The organism is Prevotella sp. FD3004 (assembly GCF_000746155.1).
Lineage (GTDB): Bacteria > Bacteroidota > Bacteroidia > Bacteroidales > Bacteroidaceae > Prevotella.
The window spans coordinates 167340-184581 of record NZ_JQKR01000008.1 but is presented as its reverse complement, the minus strand read 5'-3'; the positions used below and the strand labels follow the sequence as shown (position 1 = coordinate 184581).

General features: G+C 48.8%; 12 protein-coding genes. 2 read left to right on the top strand and 10 right to left on the bottom strand.

The genetic code is table 11. The annotated features are described in order from the left end of the window. Positions 1–67: 67 nt before the first annotated feature. From recA to T325_RS00975, 3 genes are read right to left on the bottom strand one after another with little or no spacing between them, the layout of a single operon-like run. On the bottom strand, positions 68–1090 hold the full coding sequence (gene recA, locus T325_RS00985; RefSeq protein WP_036909645.1) for a recombinase RecA: 1023 nt from the start codon (positions 1088–1090) through the stop codon (positions 68–70). Between the two features lie 12 nt (positions 1091–1102). After that, a complete protein-coding gene (locus T325_RS00980) occupies positions 1103–2338 on the bottom strand; it encodes a saccharopine dehydrogenase family protein (protein ID WP_036909643.1) in 1236 nt (411 codons plus the stop codon). A 15-nt stretch (positions 2339–2353) separates the two neighbouring features. After that, on the bottom strand, positions 2354–2959 hold the full coding sequence (locus T325_RS00975; RefSeq protein ID WP_036909641.1) for a DUF6621 family protein: 606 nt from the start codon (positions 2957–2959) through the stop codon (positions 2354–2356). A gap of 145 nt (positions 2960–3104) precedes the next feature. Here T325_RS00975 and rhaD point away from each other — a divergent pair, with 145 nt between their 5' ends. Beyond that, the gene (rhaD, locus tag T325_RS00970) at positions 3105–3914 is read left to right on the top strand and encodes a rhamnulose-1-phosphate aldolase (protein WP_036909640.1); all 810 of its coding nucleotides are present in this window, start codon (positions 3105–3107) and stop codon (positions 3912–3914) included. A gap of 141 nt (positions 3915–4055) precedes the next feature. Here rhaD and T325_RS00965 read toward each other — a convergent pair whose 3' ends face one another. The 4 genes from T325_RS00965 to T325_RS00950 form a co-directional block, all read right to left on the bottom strand. After that, entirely contained in the window at positions 4056–5348 is a 1293-nt protein-coding gene (locus tag T325_RS00965; RefSeq protein ID WP_156097614.1) for a FimB/Mfa2 family fimbrial subunit, read from the bottom strand. A gap of 129 nt (positions 5349–5477) precedes the next feature. Next, positions 5478–6512 (bottom strand): L-rhamnose/proton symporter RhaT, encoded by a 1035-nt coding sequence (locus T325_RS00960; protein WP_036909637.1) that lies wholly within the window; start codon positions 6510–6512, stop codon positions 5478–5480. After that, positions 6512–7765: an L-rhamnose isomerase gene (locus tag T325_RS00955; RefSeq protein ID WP_036909635.1), complete on the bottom strand. Its 1254-nt coding sequence runs from the start codon at positions 7763–7765 to the stop codon at positions 6512–6514. The genes T325_RS00960 and T325_RS00955 overlap by 1 nt, the downstream gene beginning before the upstream one ends. A 15-nt stretch (positions 7766–7780) precedes the next feature. Beyond that, entirely contained in the window at positions 7781–9262 is a 1482-nt protein-coding gene (locus T325_RS00950; RefSeq protein WP_036909633.1) for a rhamnulokinase, read from the bottom strand. Between the two features lie 152 nt (positions 9263–9414). Here T325_RS00950 and nhaD point away from each other — a divergent pair, with 152 nt between their 5' ends. Further along, positions 9415–10746 carry a sodium:proton antiporter NhaD gene (nhaD, locus tag T325_RS00945; protein WP_036909632.1) on the top strand — a complete coding sequence of 444 codons (1332 nt, stop codon included), beginning with the start codon at positions 9415–9417 and terminating at the stop codon, positions 10744–10746. A gap of 33 nt (positions 10747–10779) precedes the next feature. On the opposite strand, the gene T325_RS00940 is transcribed toward nhaD, so the two are convergent. From T325_RS00940 to T325_RS00930, 3 genes are read right to left on the bottom strand one after another with little or no spacing between them, the layout of a single operon-like run. Continuing rightward, positions 10780–11649, bottom strand: a complete 870-nt coding sequence (locus T325_RS00940; protein WP_036909630.1) for an AraC family transcriptional regulator — start codon at positions 11647–11649, stop codon at positions 10780–10782. 2 nt (positions 11650–11651) lie between these two features. Further along, on the bottom strand, positions 11652–14411 hold the full coding sequence (locus tag T325_RS12285; protein WP_051949634.1) for an ATP-binding protein: 2760 nt from the start codon (positions 14409–14411) through the stop codon (positions 11652–11654). Positions 14412–14422: 11 nt separating this feature from the next. Then, positions 14423–17236, bottom strand: coding sequence for an ATP-binding protein (locus tag T325_RS00930; RefSeq protein WP_081910996.1), 2814 nt, complete (start codon positions 17234–17236; stop codon positions 14423–14425). Positions 17237–17242: the final 6 nt, after the last annotated feature.

Genomic DNA, 17242 nt, shown 5'->3' with positions numbered 1-17242 from the left:
AGATAAAAAGATCAATCCCCCAACCGAATGGCTGGGGGATTGATCTTTTTTACGCCTTTTATGCTTTTTACGCCTTATCCGTAATAGCCTGCATAATCTGTGCTTCGAGTTCCTCGCAAAGCTCTGGATTATCCTTGAGCAGTACCTTCACCGCATCACGTCCTTGAGCCAGTCTCGACTCTCCATAAGAGAACCATGAGCCGCTCTTCTTGATGATGCCATACTCTACACCGAGGTCGACAATCTCGCCAATCTTCGAGATGCCCTCGCCGAAGGTGATTTCAAACTCGGCCTTGCGGAAGGGGGGAGCCACTTTGTTCTTTACAATCTTCACACGCACCTGGTTGCCAATCACGTTGTCACCATCCTTGATACTGGTTACGCGACGGATGTCCAAACGTACAGACGCATAGAACTTCAGGGCGTTACCACCTGTGGTAGTCTCTGGATTGCCGAACATTACGCCGATTTTCTCTCTCAACTGGTTGATGAAAATACAGGTGGTGTTAGTCTTCGAAATGGTCGATGTCAATTTGCGGAGGGCCTGGCTCATCAGTCGTGCCTGCAGTCCTACAGCAGAGTCACCCATGTCGCCCTCAATCTCTTTCTTCGGTGTCAGGGCTGCCACAGAGTCGATGACGATGATGTCGATGGCACTCGAGCGAATCAGCTGATCTGCAATCTCCAGTGCTTGCTCACCATTGTCGGGCTGAGAGATGTAAAGGTTCTCAATGTCAACACCTAGTTTCTCTGCATAGAAGCGGTCGAACGCATGCTCTGCATCAATGAAGGCAGCGATGCCGCCAGCCTTCTGACATTCTGCGATAGCATGGATGGCCAGTGTAGTCTTACCAGAAGACTCAGGACCATAGATCTCGATGATACGTCCCTTTGGATAGCCGCCTACGCCGAGTGCAGCATTCAGGCTGATACTACCCGTTGGAATCACTTCTACGTTCTCTATCTGTTCGTCGCCCATGCGCATGATGGAGCCTTTGCCGTAGTCTTTCTCAATCTTCGACATAGCAGCCTGCAGGGCTTTCATTTTTTCTTGTTGAGGCGTTAGTGCCTCGTCTTTTTCTTTTGCCATATGATTTTATAGTTAAAGTTCCAGGTCTCCGTCAAACACCTCGTGCCAAGGGAGTCCCTGTTTGTTTAGTTGTTCCATAAATGGGTCTGGATCGAAATCCTCTACGTTCCACACACCCGGCTTCTTCCAGATGCCCTTCACAAACATCATGGCGCCAATCATTGCAGGAACACCAGTGGTGTAGCTCACACCCTGCATGCCCGTTTCTTTATAAGCCTCTTGGTGCTTGCAGTTGTTGTAAACGTAGTAGGTGTGCTCCTTGCCGTCTTTGATACCGCGGATACGACAACCGATGGAGGTCTCGCCCTCGTAGTTCTCACCCAGATCCTGTGGGTTCGGCAGTACGGCCTTCAGGAACTGCAGTGGAACGATCTTCACCTTGGCAGTACCTGTACCGTCGGCCAGAGGCGCCTCGTATTCTATCTCGTCAATACGGCTCATGCCGATGTTCTGAATCACGTCGAGATGTTTCAGATACTGCTCGCCAAAGGTCATCCAGAATCGTCCCTGCTTGATGGTGGGATAGTTCTTAACCAGACTCTCCAGTTCCTCGTGGTGCAGCAGATAGCTCTCGCGGGGACCGATGTTAGGATAAGTCAGCGGCTTGTGAATCTCCAACGGTTCAGTTTCAATCCACTGTCCGTCTTTATAGTAGAGTCCTTTTTGGGTAATCTCGCGAATATTGATTTCTGGGTTGAAGTTGGTTGCGAATGCATGGTGATGATCACCAGCGTTGCAGTCCACGATGTCCAGATAGTGAATCTCATCGAAGTGGTGCTTGGCAGCATAAGCCGTGTATACACCGCTCACACCCGGGTCGAAGCCGCAACCTAAGATAGCTGTCAGTCCAGCCTGCTCAAACCGGTCTTTGTAAGCCCACTGCCATGAGTACTCAAAGTGCGCCTCGTCCTTAGGCTCGTAGTTGGCCGTGTCCAGATAGTTGCAGCCGCAGGCCAGACAGGCATCCATGATGGTCAGGTCCTGATAGGGCAGGGCCAGGTTAATCACAAGTTCGGGCTTGTAGTCGCTGAATAGTGCCTTCAGCTGTTCTACATCGTCGGCATCCACCTGAGCGGTCTTGATGTCCATCTTGTAGCCAGCCTTGTGAATGTCGGCAACAATCTTGTCGCACTTCTCCTTGCGACGGCTGGCAATCATAAAGTCGGTAAACACGTCAGCATTCTGAGCAATCTTGAATGCAGCTACCGTAGCGACGCCACCGGCGCCAATCATTAATACCTTTGCCATATATCTTACAATTTATTATTTTTCCTTGATTTCATCCGAACTGATGCCAAGGGCTGCCATCAGCGAGTAGCCCAGAATCTCCTGTCTGAAGTTGCCTCCTGGCATGGGTTGCATTGCAAACACGGTGATGCGCTTGTTGTCATCGTCTAGTCGGTTCAGCGTGTCGCGTACCTTATTATATATATTGCTGTTCTCAGCATCAGGTATCACCATCACGCGCTTCACGTCCTTCTGTGCCGCAATCAGTTGCAACGCCTCCGTGAAATAGTCTTCTCCGCCGGCAATGTTCTCAATCGGGTAGGCACCTATCGTAAACTCCCCCAGATGGTCTTTAAAGGCCTTGCCGTCCAGATCATGAGTATAGTCGGCGGGCACAAAGTTCTCCAGCTTTGTCTTATCCTTCCTGTGAGTCAGTACCACCAGCGTCTCGTGCTCTCCTTCGCGGAGACCTCCGTCTAGCGCCACACAGTCAATCCACTTTGCTAAGTCAGCCTGAGGAATCCTGCGACCTATCATCCTTTCAAAGTTCACAATGAGGTTAAACGCGACTTTATCTACGTAGTCAGCATCTACCAAAATCACGTTTTCACTCCATTTTATATCTTGCAGGTTGTTGTTCATATCTAAGGTGCAAATTTACGAAGATTTTCCCGAATCCACAAACTTTTTAGTGAAAATCATAATTTTAGGGAGAAAAATCAAAAATTGCGGTCGGATAAGTAAAAATACAGCTAATTTTGCAGCAAAATAGAAATCAGTCAACGAAATGAAGAGTATATTAGAAGGTCATTCAGCCTTAAAGGCTGAGGTCGAGAAAATCGCCGAAGTGGCTGGCTATCTGTGGCAGAACGGATGGGCTGAGCGCAACGGCGGTAATATCACAGTCAATGTCACCGACCTTGTCGACGACGAGATTCGTCAGCTGCCCGCTATCAGCGAGGTGAAGCAGATTGGTGTGTCGCTGCCAGCCCTCAAAGGGTGCTATTTCTACTGCAAAGGTACTGGTAAGCGTATGCGCGACTTGGCACGCTGGCCCATGGACAATGCTTCCGTCATCCGTATACTTGATGATTGTGCCTCTTATGTTATCATCGCCGACCATCCAGTCATGCCCACCTCCGAGCTTCCCAGCCATCTCACGGTTCATGCCAGTCTCATCGAGAAGGGCAGTCCCTACAAAGCCACTGTTCATACTCACCCGATAGAACTCGTGGCCATGAGCCACTCCAAGAAGTTCCTCGGCAAGGATGTGCTCACCAAGCTTCTCTGGTCCATGATTCCTGAGACCAAGGCCTTCTGTCCACTGGGCCTGGGCATTGTGCCTTACACCCTGCCGGGTTCTAATGCCCTGGCTGAGGCTACGCTGAAAGAGCTTGAGGACTACGATGTTGTGATGTGGGAGAAACACGGCGTCTTCGCTAAGGGGCTCGACGTGATGGATGCCTTCGATCAGATTGATGTCCTCTCCAAGAGCGCTAAGATCTATATCAATGCCAAGGCCATGGGTTTCGAACCCGATGGCATGAGCGATGAGCAGCTGGCTGAGATGACGCTGGCGTTCAGCCTCCCCAAATAGGAACAAACAAGCTACTGACTATATATTTTGGTTTAAATTGAAAAACCCCCAGCACTGTGAAGTGCTGGGGATTTGTTATTAATGTTGGTACAAGCCGTTTGAACGCCACAAAACTGACGTATCTCTGTTGAAATGAATTGTTTACTGAATCGTTATCGTTGTTACTGGGCGGAGGTAGGAAGCAGCCATTGCTCCTTCAATAAAGCCATTTTGAGTAGAAGCGTAAATAGTTCCATCCCCTATGCATAAATAAGATTGGTCTGTACGAAATATCTCTCCAATACTCTCTTGATTAATGGAGGTTATTGATGAACGTATGAATTCAGCCTCTTCTTTAGTCATGAGTCTCCAATTGGTTGAGATCGTTTGATCCCATGCAGCGAGCTCATTATTAATGATTTCTGCTAGTTTCTCTTGATCTTTTTTGTTCTCTGCAATGCCATATATGTTGTTTTTCTGAGTAGGTGATAAAATCGTCACATTCTTCCCGTCAACAGCTAAGACAAAGCACCCGTTATAGACTGAGCCTGCTTCGGGCATATCTGTGGATGGCTTGTCGTTATTGTCATTGTCATCCGCTTTATCGCCGAAATCGAAGGAAATCTCTTTCTCTCCATCCCATACAGCACCAGTGATAGTTCCTGTAAGTGTTACCTCTGGGGAACCTGTCGGTGATTCGTTGAAGTTTCCTTCAATGTTAAACCTGTAATTGGCAGTCAGTTCCTTTTCACAAGTATAGGAATAAGAAGTGTTGTCGATACTGACAGTGATGGTGGGCTTGTCTATTGATGGAAATAAGAAGTTGGCGTCTGATTCCATCTTCCATGTCGTGTTGTCGTCTTGTTTAGTCAGGCTAATGGTGCTGTTGTTGTTTGTTCCTTGGTATCTGCCATTTAAGAGCATCGACTCATAGATAGGAGCAATCTTAATGCATACAGCCTTTGCTTCTTCTGGCACATTCTTGATAACAACGCTTTTAACCTGCAGCACTTTCCTCTCCAGACCTATCGTCAGCGAATTGCTGCCATCGGCAGACAGGGTCACTGTAGAATGACCTGCCATCAAGTCACCGTGTGTCTGTCCTTCCTGTAGTGAGATGACAGATGTTTTCGAAGCATTATCTATGTCTGGCAGCACGTAGCGCGTCTCGTCGGCACCACCGATTGCATAGACGTCATAGGCGCCTTCTACTAACCTGATTCCGATGACATCTTCGGCGCTCTCAAGTGTCTGCATGGCTTTACACTTGTTGGCACTGTCAAAGACATAAAGTCTGACGGGGTAAGCAACTTTTGCATCTCCAGTGCTTCGTGTGATGACAGTCAGATTACTGTTGGGCATTGCCAATTCTTCGTTAATCACTTCCTGAGAACATGAACTCAGGGTTAAGAGACCGCACATAGCGGTTAAGGTAAACAGTTGATTTTTATTCATAATTGTTTTTTTTGTTTTTGTGTTTGATCTTAGTGTCTTTACACGTAAGATTAACGGTTGCAAAGGTACATAAAAAATCCCAAAACCATAAAGATGATCTTGGGATTTTAAATTTCTTTTACCTTTTTCCTAAATCAGTTGGGGTAGGAAGCAGGAGATGATTAGCACCACGATGCCGACAATGAGTACGGCGATGGTGCGGCGCGAGCAGCCCTTCCACTCCTTGAGGATGATGCCCCACACATTGGAGAACACCACATTGAGTGCCATGAGAATGCAGAAAGCCAGCGTAGTGAGGGTGGGACTCTCGGTGAGGAAACCCTTTCCCAGAGAGAGGCCGAAGAACTGACTGTACCACAGGGCGCCTGCCAGTAGGCAGAACAGCAGATTGTTACCCCATACGGCGGTTTTCTTATAGTCGCCCCATGTGTGGTTCTTCTGATTCTGATAGAAACAATAGATGGCATTAGTCACAAAACCACCCAGCGTGACTAGCAGCGTGGCGGGTAGTGTGCGGAACATGGGATTGGTGAGATAGCCGAAGTTGATGCCCTTTCCGAACTCGAGACCTACGTTGAAACAGCCACTCATGAGACCTGCCAGCAAAGCAATGGCGAGACCCTTGGAGAAGTTGAAGTCTTTAACGGCTTCGCGATTCTCTTCCTCGGAGAGAGAGTCTGCTTTCATATTACCTGCAACACCGATGATGGCGATGCCTGCCAAGGTGACGATGACACCGATGAGAACAGCTGTGGTGAGCGACTCAAGGGCATTCAACTCGGGGAAGAATGCGTTGAGTAATATGGGACCGAGGATGGTGCCAAGACCGGCACATGTGCCGAGGGCGAGACTCTGACCAAGGGCTACGCCGAGGTAGCGCATGGAGAGGCCGAACGTGAGACCGCCAACGCCCCAGAGTACACCGAAGAAGATGGTCATCCAGATGTTGAACGACTGAGTGGCTGTGAACAACTCACACAGCGAATGACCCGCGGGAACAGCCAGCAGCGCGCCCAATAGGGGCAGCACCAGCCAGGCAAACACACCCTGAATAATCCAGTAGGTCTCCCACGACCAGTCCTTAATCTTATTGATGGGCACGTAGCAGCTCGACTGGCAGAAAGCGCCGATGGCTATGATGATGAGTCCTAAAAAGATTTCCATTAGTTACGCTTTGAAGTGACGTCTTTTTCGTATTTCTGAATGGCAGCGATGTATTCCTCGCCTACGGGGACGTTGTTCTTGAGGTTGAAGTAATCGAACACTGCACCGAAAGGCATCGACTTGGCCTCTTCCATAAGAGCCAGACGCTCGAAGTTCTGACCATTGTCTTCATACTGGCGCAGCAACTGCTTGGGTTCGAGCAGAGCCTGCAGGATGCATTTCTGTGTGGCACGGGTACCAACGAGGTAGGCACCGATACGATTGATTGAGGCGTCGAAGTAGTCGAGACCTACGTGAGCTCGGTCGAGGGCGTCGGCACGTACCAGCTCCTTGAAGAGGTCGAGGGTCTGGTCGTTCATAATCGTTACGTGGTCAGAGTCCCAACGAACAGGGCGTGACACGTGGAGCATCAGCTCGGGCACATACATGAGCAGCGTGCTGACAAAGTCGCTGACATTCTCAGTCTGCTCGTAGTGACCAGTGTCGATGGTGTACATCTGCTTGCGGGTGGCACAATAGGCTGTGTAGAAGTCGTGAGAGCCAACGGTGTAGCTCTCAAGACCGATACCGAACAACTTGGCTTCGAAGCAGTTCTTCACGCCGTCGAGTTTCTCCTCCATAATCTCATCGAGCGAGGCAGCGAGGATCTCGCGATATTTCTTGCGCTGTACGGGCATGTCCTTGGCACCGTCGTGTACCCAGATGTTCATGATACAGGGGTCGTTCTGAGCCTTACCCATGGCGTCGGCGATGCGTCGGCAGCGCTTGGTGTGCTCAATCCAGAAGTCGCGGATGCCCTTGTCGGGATTTGACAGACTCAACTCGCCACTCTTGGGGTGAGAGAACGAGGTGGAGTTGAAGTCGAGTTTCATGTTGTTATCCTTGGCCCAGTCGATCCAGCTCTGGAAGTGCTTCACTTCTACTTGGTCGCGGTCAACGAACTTACCGCCGAAGTCGCCGTAAATCTCGTGGAGGTTCAGACGGTGGTTACCAGCTATGAGGGTTTTGACAAATTCGATGTCCTGACGCACCTCATCGATATTGCGGGCACGACCGGGGTAGTTGCCTGTGGTCTGAATGCCGCCGCTGAGAGCTTCGTTGCGCTCAAAACCAACCACATCGTCAGTCTGCCAGCAATGCAGTGAAATCTGCTGCTGCTGTAGTTGGTCGAGTACGGCGTCAGTATCTACACCGATGGCTGCGTAGCGGTCTTTCGCTACGGCATAAGCTTTTTCAATCAGTTCTGCTTTCATAAATCGTTTGTTTTTTTATTTATTAATATTTTTAATATACTTCTCGTAGGCCTGGTTCCAGGCATCTTCGTCGGTGGGCTCGTATCTCACGAGTTCCAGCGAGTGGGCTATTGTCTGGCGCATCTCCCAGATGTCGCCTACCAGTCCTGCAGTTTGGGCCTGCAGCATGATGTTGCCAATGGCTGTACACTCCTGAGGGCCTGCCAGCACTGTGGCCCCTGTGGCGTTGGCGGTAAACTGGTTCAGATATTTGTTCAGGCTTCCACCGCCGATGATGTGTAACACATCGAATCTGAAAGGAGCAAGTTCCTGCATCCATTGGAATACCTGCTTGTAGCGCAGGGCCAGTGAGTCGAAGATGCAGCGGCAGATCTCTGCCGGAGTCTCTGGTACAGGCTGTTGCGTGTTGCGGCAGTAGGCCTGTATGGCCTTTATCATCGAGTCGGGGTTGGCAAACTGCGCATCGTCGGGATTGATGATAGAGCGGAAGGGCTCTACCTGCATGGCCGATCCCTGTAACTCCGGGTGTGAGAGCTTTCTTACTTCCTCAGGCCACTCCATACGACAGCGCTCATAGAGCCACATGCCACAGATGTTCTTCAGGAAACGGGTGGTTCCGCCGATACCTCCTTCATTGGTGAAGTTGCGCTCATAACTCTGCTCGTTGATGATGGCGTCTTTTGTCTCAATACCCATCAGACTCCACGTGCCACTCGACAGGTAGGCAAAGTTCTCGTCTTTGGCAGGTACGGCAGCTACGGCTGAGGCTGTGTCATGGCCTGCAACGGCTATCACGGGTACAGCTCCTAAGCCCGTCAGCTTCTGTACTTCTTCTGTCAGTACGCCAATCACCGTGCCTGGGTTTACCATCTTGCCGAATTTCTCGCGAGTCAGTTGCAGACTGGTCAGCAAGCGTTCATCGAGTTGCTTGGTCCTGGGATCGAGCAGCTGCGAAGTCGAGGCTATGGTATATTCACATACCGCCTGACCTGTCAGCATCCAACTCAGCGCGTCGGGCACAAACAGGATTTTCTCTGCATGCTCTAAGGCAGAGTTGCCTTCACGTCTCATGGCGTAGAGCTGGAAAAGGGAGTTAAAGTTCATGAACTGGATGCCAGTAATGTCATATACCTCCTTTTTCGAGATGACATGTGCCAGATAGTTGTCCATCGCCTCGAAGGTGATGGGGTCGCGATAGGCGCGTGGATTCCTCAGGATGGCGCCGTCGCTGCCGATGCACACGAAGTCGACGCCCCAGGTGTCGATGCCTATGCTCGTAATTTCCAGTCCGCGTCGGGCTGCCTCTTTCAGTCCCTTGATAATCTCGAGATAAAGGGCATAGATGTCCCAGTAGAAATGACCGCCTTGTTCTATGAGATTGTTGGGGAAGCGGGTGACTTCCTCAAGATTGAATTTCCCGTTATCGATATGGCCGATGATCGTTCTGCCACTAGTGGCTCCGAGGTCTACGGCAAAGAAACACTTTTTATTTCTCATCTTTAATTTTTTGTTTGATTAGCAGATTTGTTGGCAAAGGTACGGACTTTTTAATATACATACCATAATTATTTGATTTTTGGACTTGAATATTTGATTTTATTTCGTACCTTTGCACGCAATTTCAAATAAACATATTAAATAAGGTACAAATGTCAACATTAACGATTCTGATTGTCACTATCTTTTGTATTGGCTATCTGTGTATAGCTCTGGAGAGTGTGACGAAGATCAACAAGGCTGCTATTGCCCTGCTGATGTGCGTGTTCTGCTGGACGCTGCTGATGATGGGCCCTGCCGCCTATTATCCTGCGATTGCCGGCGAAGAAGTGATTCATCATATTGCCGAGGTCATTGAGCATCACCTGGGTGATGCCGCAGGAACGCTATTTTTCCTGATGGGTGCCATGACCATCGTGGAAATTGTCGATTCGAACGGCGGTTTCAACTTCGTGCGCGACACCATGAAGACACGCTCAAAGCGTAAACTTATGTGGCGGATGGCTTTCATGACGTTCTTCTTGTCGGCTATCCTCGACAACCTTACCACCTCAATTGTGATGATTATGGTGCTTCGCAAACTTGTGCAGAACCGTGAAGACCGACTCATATATGCTGCGTTGGTAGTCATCTCTGCTAACTCGGGTGGAGCCTTCTCTCCAATTGGCGACGTAACCACTATCATGCTGTGGATTAAGGGCGTCATCACAACACAGGGCGTACTCACCGAGATTTTCATTCCTTCACTGGTTTCAATGCTTGTGCCTGCCTTTATCCTGCAGTATCAGCTCGAAGGCAAGTTCGACAAGGAGCAGAATCTGCCTAAGGCCGAAATCAGCCAGTTCACTAAGTCTCAGCGCAACATTATCTTCTGGCTGGGTGTAGGCGGCCTCTGCTTTGTGCCAGTCTTCAAGACACTGACGCATCTCCCGCCGTTCATGGGTATCCTACTTGTGCTGGGCGTACTCTGGACCACCACCGAGATTTTCCACCACAACACCGCAGAGGATGACACAATGGCAAAGCGTGTGTCAGACCTCCTTTCCAAAATCGACCTCTCAACCATCATGTTCTTCCTGGGCATTCTGATGGCTGTTGCCGTATTGCAGGAAGTTGGTGTACTTGCAGCGCTTGGCGAGGGACTCAACGAAGCCTTCTCAGGCAACTACTACCTCATCAATGGTATTATCGGTGTGCTGTCGTCAATCGTTGACAACGTACCTCTCGTGGCTGGTTGCATGGGTATGTACCCCGTTGCTCCCGAGGGTGCTATGGCTATCGACGGCATCTTCTGGCAGTTGCTGGCTTATTGTGCCGGTGTTGGCGGTTCCATGCTGATTATCGGTTCTGCCGCAGGTGTCGTTGTCATGGGACTGGAAAAGATTACTTTCGGCTGGTATATGAAAAAGATCACCTGGGTGGCTTTCGTTGGCTATCTCTCGGGAATACTTATTTACTGGTTAGAGCGAATGTTGTTGTTCTAAATAAAAATCCCCGCCCAAACAGGCGGGGATTTTTTATTTCATTTTTATCTCACTGGGTTTGAATCCCATCTTGGCCTTGAATTTGGCCGAGAAGTAGTCTGGACTTTCAAAGTTCAGTCTGTAGGCTATCTCCTTGATGCTATAGTCGGTAGTGGTGAGCATCTCCTTGGCTCTGAGCAGTCTGAGCTCCTGCTGATAGGTGGCTGGCGACAGACCGGTGTACTCTTTGAAGAGCTTGCGGAAGTTACTGTAGCTCACGCCTAGGTCTTCTGCAATATGCTGGATGGTAAGGTCTGACTCCAGCGATTCACGTATCATCAGTCTGGCTTTGCTGATCATGTCTACCTGTTGCTGGTTCTTGCTCAGTTCCATGTTCCTTTCCAATGAGTACATCAGTCCTATCAGGTGGTTCACGATACCGGCCATGGCCTGTTGTGAATAGGCTGCCTCTTCTATCGCCACTTCGTAGGCTGTGCGATACAGATGCTCTATGTCTGACGAATAGCCAATGTGGTAGATAGGCTTTTCGGGCGACAGAAATCCCGCTTTTACGCGATCGTCCATATTCCTGCCTTTGAAACCAATCCAGTAGCTCTTCCAACCTGTGTGTGGATTGGGGTGATAGGTGTGCCATTCGCCGGGAAACAGCAGAAACATATCGCCAGGCTTGATGATGGTTTTCTTGCAGTGGGCACTTTCAAAGATGCCTTCACCCTCTGGGTTGTATAGTAACTGATATTCGTTTAGTATACGCCCTTTCTCAATGTTGAAATAGTAACCGTCAGCATGCCCCCTGGTAGGATAGGGGTCGCCAGGAAGAATCTCTTCGCGTCCAATGGTACTCACTGTGAGTCCCCATAACAGGTCTCGGTCGTTGGCGAGCAGATATTTGCTTTTTTGCATAGTCAGTCTTGAGTGTCGTTAGAGGTGTTAATAATTCTTGGGGTCCAGAGCCAGAAGGTCGAGCCGTGTCCTTCGCCTTCCGAAGTGACACCGATCTTTCCTCCACAGCGCTCGGCAATGGCTTTACAGATGCTTAGTCCCAGTCCTGTCCCTTGTACGAAGTCGTTCAGTTTCACGAAACGTTCAAAAACGCTGGCCTGTTTCTCCTTGGGAATACCGGTACCCGTATCCTCGCAATAGTAATATATGCCGTTGTCCTGTTCCTTATAGCCCAATTTTATATGTCCCTTGTGCGTATACTTCACGGCGTTGGTGGTGAAATTGGTCAACACCTGTTGTATGCGGCCAATGTCGATAGTGGCAGGGAAAGTGTCGTAGGGGTTGTCTTTGATGAATTCCACGCCAGCTTCCTGAACACGCTGTGCCAGAATCTGGCATATGTCATTAAACACTTTGGAGAAGTCAACCTTTTCCGGCTTGATGGAAAGTGCTTGTCCCATGTTCGAGGCTTCCAGGATGTCGTTGATCAGTCGCATCAGCATGTCGCAGTTGTTGCGTATGATACGAATAAACTCCATACGTTCCTCCTTCGAGTCTACCATCGGTAACAGGTCGCTGAAACCTACGATGGCATTCAGCGGTGTACGTATCTCATGCGTCATGTTGGCAAGGAATGCGCTCTTCATCTTTCCTGAGTCTTCTGCACGTTCTGTCTCCTCCTTCAACTTCTGTTGAGCTTCCATGAGGTCTGTGATGTCGCGCTCTACTCCGAAATAGCCGATTCTGTTTCCGTCCCTGTCAAAGGTTGGAATACCACTGATAGCCATCCAGACAGGCTTTTTCGAGAAATGGGTGTGCTTGAAGTGGTGAATTACGTTGAAGGGCTTGTCCATAGTGTCCTTGTCCTGAATGGCTGAACTCGAATCAGACTGCTCGTTGTCATACATGCTTGCAGTGTATTCGTCCAAGGAACTCTTCTGGTCGTAATTACGCAGTGAACGCGAGAAGGTGATTTCGCGTGACTTCAGATTCGATTTCCATACATACATCTTACTGTTCTCAAGCAGATAGCGCAGCTGTTTCTCATAACGGTTGATGGCTTCACTGGCGTTTTGTATCTCCTTGTCGTGCCTGCGCAGTTCCAGATACATCTGGCGTTCGGCAGTCAGGTCTCGTCCTGTCACGATAAAGAAGCGAAGCTCTCCGTCTTCATCGTAGGTAGGACGTATTTTCAGTTCAACATACTTGAAGATGCCCATCTCGGGGTAGAACATACGCTGGCAGATATGGAAGTTATCCTTGCTTTTGGGATCAAACTGACCTTTTAGGAAGGTGGTATCGAAGAGTGAGAGGGAATGGAAATATCTTTCGTTATCTTTGTTGAACTCGCAGAGTTGTTTCATCTTCTCGTTCGCGTCGAGAAACACACCGTCTTTGTCGTAGTATGACATGGCAATCAGACTGGTACTCAGCATGCGCTGGTATTTGTTTCCGATTTCTCGGTTGAGGCGTTCCTCACGCACTTCTTCTGTCATATCCTTGAGGGTGTTGATGATGTAGCGTGGCTTGCCGTTTTTCATCTCTATCACGGCATCGCCTTCCAGATAGCGCCAGTCGGGCATTTCTTCTGTACCCATGTTCCAGTGTATCTTTGCCTCCCAATGGGTCTTTCCCATAGACATCTGTCTGATTTCATTACCCAATTTGCTTTGTTCGTTGGGATGGATATGTGATCTGTAGTACTCGTCAGAAGCTCCCTCTTCAGGCAGCAGATCTCCGTAGATATTCCTGAGGTGATGGGTGTGGAGGTCATACTCTATCACATAGTATTTACCCATGTTCAGGGCCAGAGTCATCATCTGGTTCGTCTCAACGGTCTTGTTGATGGCAGCCTTCACACGACTACGAATCAGTCGGCTGAGTAAGAGGGCTATAATACCGAAAATGATAATACCCGACAGGATAATCAGGGCAACAGGCGACGTGTCGTTGTGCACGCGCTCCGGGTGAAACCACTTATCGCGAATCTTCTCTAGCTTTCCCGATTGCTCCAAACGTGCAAAGTTATCGTCTATGGCATCGATAAGGTCTTTGTCATAGCCAATGATTCGTAACTCCCCTGCAGGGATGTCGGTCTCATCAAGCACCACGCCGTTAACACCATATTCCTTCACTTTCGTAGCAAGGGGAATCTCTCCCCATAGATAGTATTTGTATTTGCCGGAATGAATGCCTGTCAGCGCTTCTCTTGAGGAGTGATATTCTACTTTGAAGGGGTGCTCCTTGATTTCAGAAATGCGCAAGGCCACGTAGTCGTTCTTCTTCAGTACAAGCGTGTCGGCCTCAGTCAGCTGACTGAGTCTTTTCAGTGGTGGCGTCGTTCTTAGTCTGGCTGCCTTTACGTTGTAATAGGTTATCATGTTCTGCGTCATCACATAAGGACGTCGTCTGAACATGTATGACAAGGCGTGTATCAGGTCCGCCTCGCGTTTCTCAAAGGCCTCGGTACATTGATACCACTCTTTCATCTGGAAAACGTGTGGAATGTCGAGTTTTGTCAGAATCAGGTCAAGCACTTCTATGTTATATCCGTCAGGCTCACCCTTGTCATTTCTGAATTCATAGGGTGGAAATTCCCAGTCGCTTACAATAACGAGCGGATGCTCTTCGGTATATTCGCGTATAAACAGAGCCTTGGCTGTCAGAACGTTACAGAACGACAGTACACAGGCTGCAATGAGTATATATATCTTTTTCGTCATGATGTCACTTTTTAGTTACGTTCCATTTCCACCACTTTGCAGGGTAGGGTGAACCAGACGGTAGTACCCTCACCCTCCTCCGATTTCAACTGAATCTTTCCGCCCATGTATTCTATCAGTTCATGACAGATACTCAGTCCCAGACCAACGCCATTATTGGCACCGGTAACAAATCGCTCAAAGATGTGGTGGATGGCATCTGAAGGAATACCGTCGCCAGTATCTTCTATCGAAACGACCAGTTGGTCTCCTATATAGTCGTAGCGTGCCAGTATCGAGCCTTTTGTGGTGTGCTGGATGGCATTTGCTATCAGTTTGTCTATAATCATGAATACGTTCGACTCGTCAATCTCAACCACCAGTCTCTTGTACGGACTGGTTACCAGATAGTCAACGCCCGACACCTTTTTGTGACTCCAGATGGCTTCGCACTTGTCTTTGAAGATAGCGGCAATGTCCGTTGGACGCTGATTGATGGTAATCATTCCTGCATCCAGACGTGAAAGGAACAGGATGTCGTTGATGAGTTTCAGCAGAGCAGCTGAACAGTTTTTGATTTCCTTGATGAAGATGGCCTCGTCTTCCTGGCTATGCTCCATTTCAAACAGTTCCGAGAATCCTACTACAGAGTTCAGTGGCGTGCGGATTTCGTGACTCATGTTATGCAGGAAGGCGTTCTTCACAACTTCCACCTCCTGAGCGCGGATGGTTTCTTGTGCCAACTTTGCCTCAATGGCCTTGATCTCACTGATGTCACGACACATGCCGAAATACTCTACAATTTTCCCATTCTTATAGGTGGGAATGAAGTGCATCTGCAGATACATGGGAATGCCTTTCCTGCGTATATTGGTCTTGATGTCTGCGTGTATAGCCCCTTCCTGTAACGTGTCCATCTTGTTCAGGATGCGTAAAGCCTGTTTCTCAGATGACAGGTCAACAAACGAGAGCGCCCTGGTCTGTGTCAGTGAGTATTTTTCCTTGTTGATCTCACTGTAGATGGTCAGTGTGTGGGTATCCTGATGGTATCTCGCCATGCTTACACCTCCAACAGAGAGCACATAGTCGATGTTTTGTATGTATTCTGTAACTTCTCTGGTGGCTTCCTGCAGCTGACTGATGTTCTTCTGCAACTGCTGGTAACTGCGTGCCACCTCGGTAACCTCTCGCCCGGAGCCAAAGAAGCCGATACGTTTCCCTTCGTCATACACAGGCAGGATTTGCATCTCGTAAAAGCGTTTTCCTCCTCCCAACAGCCCTTTCATAGGGGTGTCCTGCTCATCATTGTTAATAATGCGTGTGGCATGGAATACCTCGAAATCCTGATCCAGAATATCCTCGACGTCTGTTACATCTTGGATTCTGATTTTTGCTTGTCCTATCTGTTGACGTTGAATACCGAAAGTCCTGGTAGCTCTCTCGTTCATGTCGGTCATGATGCCGTTTTCATCAAAGAAGGTCATACTCACTAAGGCTGTCTCGAAGAGTGTCTGATAGCGCAGTCGTGAGTCTTTTGTCTTCATCTGGCGCATTCTGTCTTCTGTCACATCACTCTCAGAGCAGATAATCACCGTCGCCTTGTTTCGTTTGTTGCGCTGCAGGACAGAGAGCGTGGTTATAAAGTCTTTTTCTTCCGTAGCCTCTTCATAAGGCTTGGCTTTCAATTCCAGAGTAATCGTTTCTTCCTTGTTTTCTATGAGTAGCTTTAGCGCCTCAATCATACGCTTGAAGTCCGTAGGGTTATACAGACGCGAGAATTCCAGCGATGTGTAGTTCTTCTCAGGTTTCCCATGCTCGTCCATCATGGTGAAAACCTGCGTTTCCACATGATAAGTCCATAGTCCCACATGACTGGTCTGAAGTATCAGCGAGAGGCGCTCGTTGCTTCTGCGCACCTCTTTGGTCATTTTGTTTTCACGCACCTTATATATAATGAAGTAGGTGATGATGCCAATTGCGATAATAGCCAGCACGATAATCAGATTCCATATCCACGAGGGAATGCCCGACTCCTTCAGTTCCGGGTAGAACCACTTGTTCTGAATGGGTGTCAGTTTGTCGTTGGCTCTCAGCTTGGAATAAACGCTGTCCAACTGTGCCAGCAGATAATGGTCGTTGGCAAAGAACTTATACTCTCCGTAGGGCAGGTCAATGGGGTCTAGTTGCAGGTTGTCTGTCTGGAATTTCTGCATGAGCCATTTCAGCGACATGGTGTTCCAGATGATGATGCCGTCATCTTCGGCGCTCACTTTCTGAATCGCTTCCTGCATGTCGTCATATCCCACGATGTCTGATGCCCATGCATGTTCTTTTATCATGTAGTGGCTAAAACTGCCTTCGTGTACAATAATGGTATGTCCGGCCATGTCCGTTCCAGAACGGACCGTTATTTTCTTGCTTTTGGGTGTCACGACACTGTGGGTGAACAACTGTACGATTGATTTGCCGTATGATGCATTGTCTCTTGAGAAACTGGCATCCATTCTCAACATCAGGTCCGACTTCCTGTTCTTCAGGTCAGCCTGTGCTTCCAGTGTAGGTTTCAGCTTGATGATATAAGGAATGTCCAGTTCCTTGAATATCATCTTAAGCAGATCTATATTATAGCCGTCGGGCTCACCATTCTCATTCAGGAAAACGTAGGGCCACAGATCCCATGCGTCTTCATAGATGAGCGGTCGCGCTTCGTTATATACCGTGATGCTGTCCTGAGGACTGGTGATAGCGTCGGCAGTTATGGGCGTGCAATGTAAGGCGATGATTGTCGCCAGTATTTTTGCCAGCCATGTTCCTCTCATACCATATTTTCTCTTAAAACTTATCATGATAAT

Excerpts from the sequence above, each read along its gene's own strand:
- recA (WP_036909645.1), bottom strand. The coding sequence starts at position 1,090 with ATGGCAAAAGAAAAAGACGAGGCACTAACGCCTCAACAAGAAAAAATG.
- T325_RS00960 (WP_036909637.1), bottom strand. The coding sequence starts at position 6,512 with ATGGAAATCTTTTTAGGACTCATCATCATAGCCATCGGCGCTTTCTGC.
- nhaD (WP_036909632.1), top strand. The coding sequence starts at position 9,415 with ATGTCAACATTAACGATTCTGATTGTCACTATCTTTTGTATTGGCTAT.
- T325_RS00965 (WP_156097614.1), bottom strand. The coding sequence starts at position 5,348 with ATGAATAAAAATCAACTGTTTACCTTAACCGCTATGTGCGGTCTCTTA.
- T325_RS12285 (WP_051949634.1), bottom strand. The coding sequence starts at position 14,411 with ATGACGAAAAAGATATATATACTCATTGCAGCCTGTGTACTGTCGTTC.
- T325_RS00980 (WP_036909643.1), bottom strand. The coding sequence starts at position 2,338 with ATGGCAAAGGTATTAATGATTGGCGCCGGTGGCGTCGCTACGGTAGCT.
- T325_RS00955 (WP_036909635.1), bottom strand. The coding sequence starts at position 7,765 with ATGAAAGCAGAACTGATTGAAAAAGCTTATGCCGTAGCGAAAGACCGC.
- T325_RS00940 (WP_036909630.1), bottom strand. The coding sequence starts at position 11,649 with ATGCAAAAAAGCAAATATCTGCTCGCCAACGACCGAGACCTGTTATGG.
- rhaD (WP_036909640.1), top strand. The coding sequence starts at position 3,105 with ATGAAGAGTATATTAGAAGGTCATTCAGCCTTAAAGGCTGAGGTCGAG.
- T325_RS00930 (WP_081910996.1), bottom strand. The coding sequence starts at position 17,236 with ATGATAAGTTTTAAGAGAAAATATGGTATGAGAGGAACATGGCTGGCA.
- T325_RS00975 (WP_036909641.1), bottom strand. The coding sequence starts at position 2,959 with ATGAACAACAACCTGCAAGATATAAAATGGAGTGAAAACGTGATTTTG.
- T325_RS00950 (WP_036909633.1), bottom strand. The coding sequence starts at position 9,262 with ATGAGAAATAAAAAGTGTTTCTTTGCCGTAGACCTCGGAGCCACTAGT.